11 protein-coding genes are annotated in these 11041 nt (G+C 58.5%); 8 read left to right on the top strand and 3 right to left on the bottom strand.

The window, feature by feature from the left end:
• Positions 1 to 85 precede the first annotated feature (85 nt).
• From EGO56_RS20460 to EGO56_RS20430, 7 genes are all read left to right on the top strand, one after another.
• Positions 86 to 1105 (top strand): isopenicillin N synthase family dioxygenase, encoded by a 1020-nt coding sequence (locus EGO56_RS20460; protein ID WP_013196171.1) that lies wholly within the window; start codon positions 86 to 88, stop codon positions 1103 to 1105.
• Between the two features lie 35 nt (positions 1106 to 1140).
• Complete coding sequence (locus tag EGO56_RS20455) at positions 1141 to 1944, top strand: MetQ/NlpA family ABC transporter substrate-binding protein (protein ID WP_033785173.1); 804 nt, start codon at positions 1141 to 1143, stop codon at positions 1942 to 1944.
• On the top strand, positions 1937 to 2725 hold the full coding sequence (locus tag EGO56_RS20450) for a methionine ABC transporter ATP-binding protein (protein ID WP_135910864.1): 789 nt from the start codon (positions 1937 to 1939) through the stop codon (positions 2723 to 2725). The genes EGO56_RS20455 and EGO56_RS20450 overlap by 8 nt, the downstream gene beginning before the upstream one ends.
• Positions 2713 to 3381, top strand: a complete 669-nt coding sequence (locus tag EGO56_RS20445) for a methionine ABC transporter permease (RefSeq protein WP_135910863.1) — start codon at positions 2713 to 2715, stop codon at positions 3379 to 3381. Before EGO56_RS20450 ends, EGO56_RS20445 begins: the two co-directional genes overlap by 13 nt.
• Before the next feature lie 9 nt (positions 3382 to 3390).
• Positions 3391 to 4461, top strand: a complete 1071-nt coding sequence (locus EGO56_RS20440) for an iron-containing alcohol dehydrogenase family protein (RefSeq protein ID WP_135910862.1) — start codon at positions 3391 to 3393, stop codon at positions 4459 to 4461.
• Positions 4462 to 4558: 97 nt separating this feature from the next.
• On the top strand, positions 4559 to 5191 hold the full coding sequence (locus tag EGO56_RS20435; protein WP_135910861.1) for an NAD(P)H-dependent oxidoreductase: 633 nt from the start codon (positions 4559 to 4561) through the stop codon (positions 5189 to 5191).
• Positions 5151 to 5759: a TetR/AcrR family transcriptional regulator gene (locus EGO56_RS20430; protein WP_135910860.1), complete on the top strand. Its 609-nt coding sequence runs from the start codon at positions 5151 to 5153 to the stop codon at positions 5757 to 5759. The genes EGO56_RS20435 and EGO56_RS20430 overlap by 41 nt, the downstream gene beginning before the upstream one ends.
• An 85-nt stretch (positions 5760 to 5844) precedes the next feature.
• Here the strand turns inward: EGO56_RS20430 and malG are convergent, their stop codons facing one another.
• The 3 genes from malG to malE are packed head-to-tail and all read right to left on the bottom strand — an operon-like array spanning position 5845 to position 9543.
• Complete coding sequence (gene malG / locus EGO56_RS20425; protein ID WP_013196178.1) at positions 5845 to 6735, bottom strand: maltose ABC transporter permease MalG; 891 nt, start codon at positions 6733 to 6735, stop codon at positions 5845 to 5847.
• 32 nt (positions 6736 to 6767) lie between these two features.
• Positions 6768 to 8294, bottom strand: a complete 1527-nt coding sequence (gene malF, locus EGO56_RS20420) for a maltose ABC transporter permease MalF (RefSeq protein ID WP_135910859.1) — start codon at positions 8292 to 8294, stop codon at positions 6768 to 6770.
• Between the two features lie 58 nt (positions 8295 to 8352).
• The gene (gene malE / locus EGO56_RS20415) at positions 8353 to 9543 is read right to left on the bottom strand and encodes a maltose/maltodextrin ABC transporter substrate-binding protein MalE (RefSeq protein ID WP_135910858.1); all 1191 of its coding nucleotides are present in this window, start codon (positions 9541 to 9543) and stop codon (positions 8353 to 8355) included.
• A gap of 362 nt (positions 9544 to 9905) precedes the next feature.
• Between malE and malK the strand changes: the two genes are divergently transcribed.
• Positions 9906 to 11015 carry a maltose/maltodextrin ABC transporter ATP-binding protein MalK gene (malK, locus tag EGO56_RS20410; RefSeq protein WP_135910857.1) on the top strand — a complete coding sequence of 370 codons (1110 nt, stop codon included), beginning with the start codon at positions 9906 to 9908 and terminating at the stop codon, positions 11013 to 11015.
• The last annotated feature ends 26 nt before the right edge of the window (positions 11016 to 11041 follow it).

Raw genomic sequence — 11041 nt, 5'->3', positions numbered from 1 at the left:
GCATATCCATAGCAGGATTAGTTGGTAGTTAACGCATAACTGAAATGGCAAGGTAAAACGATTCTATGCCAACAGAGTGTTAATCATGAGTGCGTTAACCCCATCAGAATTGCCGGTCATTGATTTCGCATTATTGTCAGGTAATCAACAGCAGCAGCGACAGGTTCTGGAAAAATTAAGCCAGGCCGCGCGTGATGTCGGTTTCTTCTACTTAATTAATCACGGTATCGACCGTGAATTACTGGATGAGGTTCAGCGGGTCGCGCGGACGTTTTTTGCTCTGCCGCAGGCGGACAAAACGGCGGTCGCCATGGCCAACTCACCGCATTTTCGTGGTTACAACCTGGCGGGCGTGGAAATCACCCGCAGCCAGCCCGACTATCGTGAGCAGTTCGATATTGGCGCAGAGCGTGAAGCGCTGCCCGTCACTGCCGATTCTCCGACCTGGCAACGCATGCAGGGGCCGAACCAGTGGCCTGAAGCCTTGCCTGAACTGCAGACGGTGGTGACCCGCTGGCAGCAGCAGATGACTGCCGTCGCGCTGGAACTGCTGCGCGCCTTTGCCGAAGCGCTGAACCTGCCACGTAACGCTTTCGATAACCTTTACGGCGACTATCCCAACGAACACATCAAACTGATCCGCTATCCGGGCCGCACCGAGGGTGAATCACGCCAGGGTGTCGGCGCACACAAAGATTCGGGTTTCCTGACCATGCTATTACAGGACGACCAGCCGGGCTTGCAGGTTGAAGTGACGCCGGACAACTGGATTGATGCCTCACCTTTGCCGGGCGCATTTGTGGTCAACATTGGCGAACTGCTGGAGCTGGCGACCAACGGCTATCTGCGCGCGACGGTACACCGCGTGGTGTCGCCGCAGCAGAACAATGAGCGGTTATCCATTGCCTTCTTCCTTGGCGCCCAGCTCGACGCCGTCGTGCCAATCTATCAGCTTCCCCCGCAGCTGGCTGAGCTGGCGCAGGGACCGAGCAGCGATCCGCTTAACCCGCTCCTGCGAGAAGTTGGCTGGAATTACCTTAAAGGCCGGCTGCGTTCGCATCCGGAAGTTGCCCAGCGTTTCTATCCCGAACACAACACCCACTAAAAACTACGACTGATAACGATAAGAGATAAATGATGATGATTAAAAAGCGCTTTCTGGTTCTGGCTGGTCTTTCACTGCTGATTGCTCAAAGTTTACAGGCTGCACCGCTGCGCGTGGCGGCCGATCCGCTGCCGCATGCGGAAATTCTTGAGTATGTCAAAACTCTGGATCCGAAACTGGATATCAAAATTGTTGAGCTGAGCGGGGGCGTGAATGCCAATGAACTGCTGGCATCCGGGGATGTCGATGCCAACTACTTCCAGCATCTGCCTTATTTAAAAGATCAGGAGAAAGCGCTGGGGAAAACCTTTGCCGTGGTCGCCAGTGTGCATATTGAGCCGCTGGGGATCTACTCGCGTAAGGTGAAATCGCTGGCAGCGTTGCCAGAGGGCGCGAGTATTGCCGTGCCGAACAACACCACCAACCTGAGCCGCGCACTCTGGCTGTTGCAGGACAAAGGCGTGATTAAACTAAACGCGCAGGGCGAGGCGGGCTCGACGCTGGTGACGCCGAAAGATATCAGTGAAAACCCGAAGAAAATTAAAATTGTTGAGATCGAATCACCGCAGCTGCCACGGTCACTGGATGACGTTGATGCCGCCATTATCAACGGCAACTATGCCCTGGAAGCGGGCCTGAATCCGGCGAAAGATGCGCTGGGGCTGGAATCCGCGGCGCATAACCCTTACGCCAACCTGCTGGTCACCACGCCTGAACTGGCGAAAGATCCGCGAGTGATTCAGCTGGCGAAAGATCTGCGCTCGCCGCAGGTGGCGGAGTTCATCCGTAAAACCTATCAGGGCTCTGTGATTCCGGTCGCGGACCAGCAGCATGATTAAGCTCAGTCATCTCAGCAAACACTACGCTGGCGCACCTGCGCCAGCGTTAGACGATATCTCTCTGACCATCGAAGAGGGCACCATCTTTGGCATCCTGGGCCGGAGCGGGGCGGGCAAAAGTACACTGCTGCGCTGCCTGAACCGGCTGGAGAGTCCCTCCAGCGGGCGGATTGAGATAGATGGTCGGGATCTCGCCACATTGAGCCTGGCGCAGCTGCGTCAGCAGCGCCAGCAGATGGGGATGATCTTCCAGCACTTCAATCTGCTGCATTCCCGTAACGTGCAGGACAATGTCGATCTGGCGCTGGAGATTGCCGGTGTACCTAAGGCGGAGCGCCGCCAGCGGGTCGCCTCGCTGCTGAAACTGGTGGGGCTGGAGTCCTTTGCGGCCGCCTGGCCGTCGCAGCTCTCCGGTGGACAGAAACAGCGCGTCGGCATCGCCCGCGCGCTGGCCGCCCGACCGCGTTATCTGCTGTGCGATGAGGCGACCAGCGCGCTGGACCCCGAAACCACCACCTCGATTCTCGATCTGCTGGCCGATATTCAGCAGCAGCTCAATATCACAGTTGTATTGATTACCCATGAAATGGCGGTCGTAAAGCGTATCTGTGACGGTGCGGCGCTGCTGGAGAATGGCCAGCTGGTCGAGAGCGGCACGCTGAGCCAGATCATGGGACGTGAAGAGGGACGCCTGCGCAAAATGCTGCTGAAGGATGGCGAAGCGGACCGGGCGTTTATTGAAAAATATCAGCGAGAGGCATTAACCCGATGCGTAGCATGAGTAGCGATCGGTTTCAGGAACTGCTGTTAAATGCCACAGGCGAAACGTTATATATGGTGCTGCTGGCGGCACTTTTTACGGTTGCGATAGGTTTACCAGTGGGCGTGCTGCTGTTCCTGACCCGTCCCCAGGGCATTCTGTCTAACCGCGCGATTTCACTGCTGCTCAATGTGCTGGTCAACACCGGGCGTGCGCTGCCGTTTGTGGTGCTGCTGATCGCACTGATCCCTTTTACCCGCCTGCTGGTCGGCACCACGCTCGGCAGTACCGCCGCGATTGTCCCGATTACGCTGGGCGCCTTTCCCTTCTTTGCCCGCATCGTGGAGAACGCGCTGGATGAGGTCGATCGCGGCCGCATTGAGGCAGTGGTCTCGATGGGCGGCACCCTTTGGCATATCGTCAGCCGCGTATTGCTGCCGGAAGCGCTGCCCGCGCTGGTGGCCGGAATTACCCTGACGATTGTGATGCTGATTGGCTTCTCGGCGATGGCGGGTGTGGTCGGCGGTGGCGGACTGGGCGATCTGGCGATTCGCTACGGCTATCAGCGCTTCGATAACCAGATCATGGCGGCCACGATTGTGGTGCTGCTGGCGCTGGTGATGCTGATTCAGAAACTCGGTGACCGCCTGGTGCGTTCGCTGGCTTATCGACGTTAAGGGGCAGCGATGTTTCGTGTAATGTCGCCGAAAGGCTACCTGCAACGGCCAGGACTCCGGTCTGAAGTGGGTGAGATTATCCGGCCACTGGCCTCACATATTCACATCCTCACGTCGCCAAACGCCTGGCAGGCGGTGAATCCGGCACTGACCATCAGCCTGGAACAGGCCGGTATTCACTGGCAGCTCGACATGCTGACCGGTGAATGCACCGATGCGGCGATAGCTGCTCTGCAACAGCAGGTGCAGACGCACGGAGCCACCCTGATTCTGGCCGTCGGGGGCGGGCGGGTGCTGGACTGTGCCAAAGCGGTCAACGATGCCCTGCCGGATGTGCGGCTGGTCAACTTCGCCACGCTGGCCGCCACCTGCGCGGCCTGGTCGCCGCTGGCAATAATCTATAACGAGCAGGGCGGGCATCTTCGCAGTCAGCCACTTAATGCCATGCCGGAATGGATTCTGGTGGACAGCGAAGTGATTGCCCGCAGCGACGTCCGTTACCTGCGGTCTGGTATTGTTGACGCGCTGGCAAAATGGTTTGAGTTTGAACCTTATCAGCGACAGACGCCGCACAGGATGGCGCTGGATCTTAAAGTTGCCGCCGCCTGGCAGGCGGTTACGGTGCTGAGACAGTGGGGTGAAACGGCGGTGGCCGATAACCTTGCGCAACAGGTCACCCCGGCGCTGGAGAAGGTGATTGAAGCCAATATTGTACTCGCAGGGCTGGCGAACAGTATTCAGGACGCAATGGCGACGCCCGGCTTTGCCCATGTTATCCATGATCGTCTGACGCACCAGCCGGAACTGCATCACTGGCTGCACGGCGAAAAGGTCGGTTTCAGTCTGCTGATCCAGTCATGGATTGAACAGCAGGGCAAACATGTCGAGCCGGAACTGCTGTCGCTGCTGCGCCGTTTCCACTCGCCCCTGACGCTGCCCGCGGCTATCGACGCCGAAACCGTGCGGCAAATCGCGCAGCAAATCCACTTCCCCGCCGCCAGCCTGGCGCATCTTCCCTTTACGTTCGACCCTCATCAACTGGAGCAGGCTCTGCTGGCGACGGCCGCATTTAAACCGTAAATGCGGTTAGTCAGAAGAAAAGACGTTGCTGCTTGCTAACCTACCAATAGTAACTTACCTTTAGTAGCTTAATGGCTAATCAGGTAAGGTGACAACGATGCATGCACTCATAGTGACTTCCCATCCTGACCAGGATGCGCATTCCCACCACGTGGCGGACCAGCTGGCGCAGGGCATAATCTCGACAGGGCACCATACGGTTGAAAAGGCCGATCTGGCGGCAGAAGGGTTTGATCCGCGCTTCACGCTCGATGATCATCGACGTTTCAACGGCCAGGCGTCGACGTCGCCCGAAGTGCTGGCGGAACAGCAGCGACTGGACCGCGCCGATGCGCTGGTACTGGTCTATCCGATTTACTGGTGGTCATTCCCGGCACAGCTCAAAGGCTGGATCGACCGGGTGTTTATCCAGGACTGGGCGTTCAGCGAACAGGATGGTCGGGTAATTAAACGCCTTGGCCATCTGCCTGTGCATCTGCTGGCGATTGGCGCGGCGGACACCCGAACCTTTCTGCGGCGCGGCTATTTCACCAGCATGCGTAATCAGATTGAAAACGGCATCTTTGACTATTGCGGTGCGCCGGTGGTGACCAGTGAGCTGTTACTGATCGGCGATGAAGGTTATCCTGAGTCGCACTATCAGCTGGCGCAGGCTCTGGGCCAGCGTCTGTTCGCCCATCAGGAAAAACATGACCGTAGAAAAAACACCCCGCAAGCGTCTGTCACGTGAGGCCCGACGCAGGCAGTTGTCAGACGTCGCGTGGCAGATAATGCAGACGGAAGGCAGCGAGGCGCTGACGCTGGCGCGGGTCGGCGACGCGGCAGGCGTCAGTAAACCGGTGGTGTATGACCATTTCACCACCCGTCATGGGCTGCTGGCCGCACTGTATGACGATTTTGATCGCCGTCAGAGCGAGCGGATGAATGCGGCGATGGATGCCGCGCCAGTCAGGCTGCAACAAAAAGCGGACGTGCTCGCGGCCTGTTATGTCGATTGTGTGATGACGGAGGGGCGCGAAATCCCCGAACTGCTCTCCGCACTCAGTACTTCACCGGAACTGGCCGCCGTCAAACGCCACTATCAGCTCGACTTTATTGCCCGCTGTCAGCGCTGGCTTGCGCCTTTTGCTGGCAGCAGCGGTATTGCGGAAGCCGGCATGTGGGGTCTGCTGGGGGGCGCGGATGCCATCGCAGGCGCGGTGGCACGCGGCGATATCAGTAAACCGGAAGGTCAGCAGGCGATAGCGGCTATGGTGATGGCGCTGGTGGCGGGCAGTCTGGCATCAGAAGCGGATTAGGATAAAAAAGGCGGCCCGCAGGCCGCCGAATCATTCAACCACAACAGGCGTTGTGTAAGCAGTGGCAACGTACAATGATGATCGTTTAGCCTTTCACCCCGCCCGCGGTTAGTCCGCTGACCAGCCAGCGCTGTGCCAGCAGGAAAACCAGGGTGATAGGAATCGCGGAGAGCACCGCCGCCGCGGCAAAATCTCCCCACAGGTAGTTCTGCGGATTGAGGTACTGCTGCATCCCCACCGCCAGGGTATAGCTGTTGACGTCGCGCAGCAGCAGCGAGGCGACCGGCACTTCAGTTACCGCGGCGATAAACGCCAGAATAAACACCACCGCCAGAATCGGCACCGACAGCGGCAGCAGCACCAGCCGGAACGCCTGCCACGGCGTTGCGCCATCCAGCGCGGCGGCCTCTTCCAGTGACCCATCGATGGTTTCGAAATAGCCCTTAATCGTCCAGACATGCAGCGCAATGCCGCCCAGATAGGCGAAGATCACCCCACCGTGGGTATTCAGCCCGATAAAGGGCAGATACTGGCCGAGACGATCAAACAGCGCATAGAGCGCCACCAGCGACAGCACCGCCGGGAACATCTGGAAAATCAGCATCCCTTTCAGCAGGCTGGCGCGACCGGTAAAGCGCATACGGGCAAACGCATAGGCGCAGGTGGTGGAGAGCGCTACGATGCCCAGCGCGCTGATTGCCGCAATCTTGATCGAGTTCCATAACCACAGCAGCACCGGGAAGGGCGGCGGCGTCACGCGTCCGTCGGCATGTTCAACGCTAAAGCCCAGCGCCAGCCGCCAGTGCTCCCAGGAAATCTGCTCCGGGATCAGGCTGCCGGTGGCAAAGTTACCGGCTCGCAGTGAAATCGCGATCACCATCAGCAGCGGAAACAGAATCGCCGCGATAAATAACAGCAGCAGCAGATGCGTGGTCAGCAGACGCAGCCGTTGCGATTTGGGTTGTACCATAGCCATAACAACTCCTTAGCGCCTGGTCCATCAGGCTATTAATCGAATTTCATCCGCGAGGCTTTCAGGTTAATCACCGCCAGCGCACCCACCAGCAGGAAGATCAGCGTGGCAATGGCGGCCGCCAGACCAAAGTCCTGCCCGCCGCCGCCTTCAAAGGCGATACGCCAGGTGTAGTTCACCAGCAGGTCGGTATATCCGGCTGGCGTGGTAGTGCCCAGGCGATCCGGCCCGCCATTGGTCAGCAGCTGCACCAGCACAAAGTTATTAAAGTTAAAGGCAAAGCTGGCAATCATCAGCGGCATCAGCGGCTTCAGCAGCAGCGGCAGCGTAATCAGGAAGAAGTTCTGTAGCGGTCCGGCACCGTCCATCGCCGAGGCTTCATAAAGGTCGTCGGGAATGGCTTTCAGCAGTCCCATGCAGAGGATCATCATGTAGGGATAGCCGAGCCAGGTGTTGACGATAATCAGCATGGTGCGCGCCAGCGTCGGATCGCTGAACCAGGCAGGCTTCACGCCAAACAGCGCGCTCAGCATCACGTTAATCTCACCAAAGCTCTGGTTAAACAGCCCCTTGAAAATCAGGATCGAGATAAAGGCCGGCACGGCATAGGGCAGAATCAGCATCACCCGATAGACCGCTTTGCCGCGCAGCGCTTCCCACTGCACCAGACAGGCCAGCACCATGCCCACAGCCACGGTCAGCACGACCGTGATCAGCGAGAAGAGCAGCGTCCAGCCAAATATCGCCAGGAACGGCTTCTGAATCCCTTCATCGGTAAAGACCCGCACGAAGTTTTTCCAGCCGGTATTCACGGTAAAGCCGGGACTCAGCGTTTCGTTGCCCCAGTTATTGTCGGCGTTCACGGCCTGATAAAAACCGGTCTGCGGATTGGCGCGGTAACGCGTGCCGTTCTGCTGGTTAATCAGCTCATCCTGCGCGCCAGCCCGATAGAGCGGCTGGGTGCCGGAGAACTGGCGCAGCGAACTCATCCGCAGCTGACGGCCATCCGGCAGCTCGGCGCGGAGCTGGCTCAGCGCCTGACGGTGGGTGGTGATCGCTCTGAACGTCGCCCGTTCGCCTGCAGGTGGCGTGGCAGGCGTCATTTTCAGCGTCTGATCTGCGCCAAATGCAAATGGCGGAGAGACAAAATTGTCTTTGCCATCGTTCAGCACCAGCTGCCAGCGATCGCCCGCCGGGAAGAGTGAAAAATTCACCGCCTCACCCGACTGGAAGGTGCGGCCCAGCAGCACCTGCTGCGCCCGCTCAAAGGTAAGCTGGTTACTGCTGCTGTAGTTGGTAAAGGCGATGGCGATAGTGCAGGCGAGGGGGAACAGCACAAACAGCGCCATGCCGGCGACGCCGGGATAGACATAGCGCCACGCATAGGCGCGACGGTTGGCAAAAATCCACAGTCCGGTCGCGCTGAGGATCAGCGTCAGCAGCGCAAACAGATATTCGCCCTGCGCGTACATCAGCACCAGCAGATAGCCGACCAGCAGACAGCAGAGCCCGATGAGAACGCTTTTCAGCAGCAGACTGCGCGTTTTCGGTTTTCCTGACATGATGCGGTTTTCCTTAACGATCACTCAAGCCGGGTTGCCCCGGCTGTAAAGGGGAGAATTACTTCTTCAGACGGGCCTGGGCATCTTTCAATGCGGCGTCAACGCTCTGACGTCCGCCCAGCGCGTTCAGGGTCGCGGTGCGCATCGCGTACCAGAAGGCCGCCATCTGCGGGATGTTTGGCATGATGTCGCCCTGTTTCGCGTTGCTCATGGTGGCGGCGATACGCGGATCTTTCTCCAGCGTCTGCTGGTAAGATTTCAGCGCCACGGCACCCAGCGGCTTGTCTTTGTTGACCGTTTCCAGCCCGGAATCGGTCAGCAGATAGTTCTCCAGGAACTCTTTCGCCAGCTCTTTATTCGGACTGGCGGCGTTGATCCCAGCGCTCAGTACGCCCACAAAGGCTTTAGACGGTTTACCGTTCAGGGTAGGCAGTTCTGTGACGCCATAGTCGATGCCGCTCTTATCCAGGTTGCCCCACGCCCACGGACCATTAATGGTCATGGCAGTTTCGCCCTTGTTAAAGGCGGCTTCGGCAATGGAGTAATCGGTGTCCGCATTCAGCGTTTTGGCTTTAACCTGATCGACCAGGAACTGCATGCCCGCTTTCGCCCCGGCGTTATCGACGCCGACATCCTTCACGTCATAGTGTCCGTCGGTCAGCTTAAAGGCGTAAGCTCCGCCCGCCGCCAGCAGTGGCCAGGTGAAGTAGGGCTCCTGCAGGTTAAACATCATGGCGCTTTTGCCTTTGGCCCGCAGTTGCTTGTCGAGCGCGGCCATCTCTTCCCAGGTTTTTGGCGGAGTCTGCAGCAGCTTTTTGTTGTAGATGAGTGACAGCGACTCAACGGAAATCGGATAGCCGATCAGCTTGCCGTCAAAGCGCACCGCGTCCCAGGCGAACGGGAAAATCTTGTCGCGGAAGCTGGCATCCGGTGTCACCTCAGCCAGCAGGCCCGACTGCGCGTAGCCGCCAAAACGGTCATGCGCCCAGAAGATAATGTCCGGGCCATCGCCGGTCGCTGCGACCTGCGGATACTTTTCTTCCATTTTGTCAGGATGTTCGACCGTGACTTTGATACCGGTCTCCTGCTCAAATTTCTTACCCACTTCGGCAAGGCCGTTATACCCCTTGTCACCGTTGATCCAGATGACCAGTTTACCTTCCTCGATTTTTGCCATCGCGCCTGCTGAAAAGAGCACGGCAGAGAGGGCAGAAAGGGCCAGAATTCGTGCTCCGGTTTTCATCGTCATAAATCCATCCTGTTAGCGGAAATGGTGAATGCTCTGTCGGCATCATTGTGCGTATCCACACCGGCATCTCATCCTCCTGCGCTCTACGCCCCTAGCGTAATCGCTGTGATCGCACTGGCAAAAAGCGCCTTAAGCGCGAGCTGAAGCGGTAAAAAATCCTGCAGGTCTGCGTCAGCGATCACAAAAAAGCGCGGCACCGCGCGGCCCGCCGCGTCAGCCCGCGTTTCTCCTCCTCCCGCCTCCTCCCCCAGCAGATTGCGTTGCGGCGGAGGATGTGACTCCCTGTTTCCTCTCGCATAGTGAGCCCCGGAACCCGTCTGCCGCCTGGCAGACACGAATGTGCAGCTAAGAGGGAAGGGATCATGGCGAGCGTTGTGCTACGCAATGTCACAAAAGCCTGGGGCGATACGGTGGTGTCGAAAGATATCGATCTCACTATTCGTGAAGGGGAATTTGTTGTTTTCGTTGGCCCGTCGGGCTGTGGCAAATCGACGCTGCTGCGCATGATTGCCGGACTGGAAACCATCACCAGCGGCGAACTTTTAATCGGCGACCGGCGCATGAATGAGGTGCCGCCAGCCGAACGTGGCATCGGCATGGTGTTTCAGTCTTATGCGCTCTATCCCCATCTGTCGGTGGCGGAGAATATGTCTTTCGGCCTGAAGCTGGCCGGGGTGAAAAAAGCGGAGATCCATCAGCGCGTCAATCAGGTCGCTGAGATTCTGCAACTGGCGCACCTGCTCGATCGCCGTCCCAAAGCCCTCTCTGGCGGCCAGCGTCAGCGCGTAGCGATTGGTCGCACGCTGGTGGCGGAGCCGCGCGTCTTTCTGCTCGATGAACCGCTGTCGAACCTCGACGCGGCACTGCGCGTTCAGATGCGCATTGAGATCTCCCGTCTGCATAAGCGCCTGAAGCGCACCATGATTTACGTCACCCACGATCAGATCGAAGCGATGACGCTGGCTGACAAGATTGTGGTGCTGGACGCCGGTCGCATTGCGCAGGTCGGCAGGCCGCTTGAGTTGTATCACTATCCCGCCAACCGCTTTGTCGCCGGGTTTATCGGCTCACCCAAAATGAATTTCCTGCCGGTCAAAGTGACCGCCACCGCCATCGATCAGGTGCAGGTGCGGCTGCCGAATCAGCAGCTGGTCTGGCTGCCGGTGGACAGCGCCGGGGTCCAGATTGGCAGCAATATGTCACTGGGCATTCGCCCGGAACATCTGCTCTCCAGCGATATCGCCGACGTTACCGTGGAAGGGGAAGTGCAGGTGGTGGAACAGCTGGGGCATGAAACACAGATTCACATCGAGATTCCCGCTATCCGTCAGAACCTGGTTTACCGCCAGGAGGACGTCGTGCTGGTAAAAGAGGGCGCCATCCTCGGTATTGGCCTGCCGCCCGAGCGTTGTCACCTGTTCCGCGAGGACGGGAGCGCGTGCCGCAGGCTGTATCAGGAGCCGGGTGTATAGCCCTGCCAAAAACAATAAAAGCAATG

This window comes from Pantoea vagans (genome assembly GCF_004792415.1).
Classification (GTDB): Bacteria; Pseudomonadota; Gammaproteobacteria; order Enterobacterales; family Enterobacteriaceae; genus Pantoea; species Pantoea vagans.
This window is presented reverse-complemented; position numbering and strand designations above follow the sequence as displayed.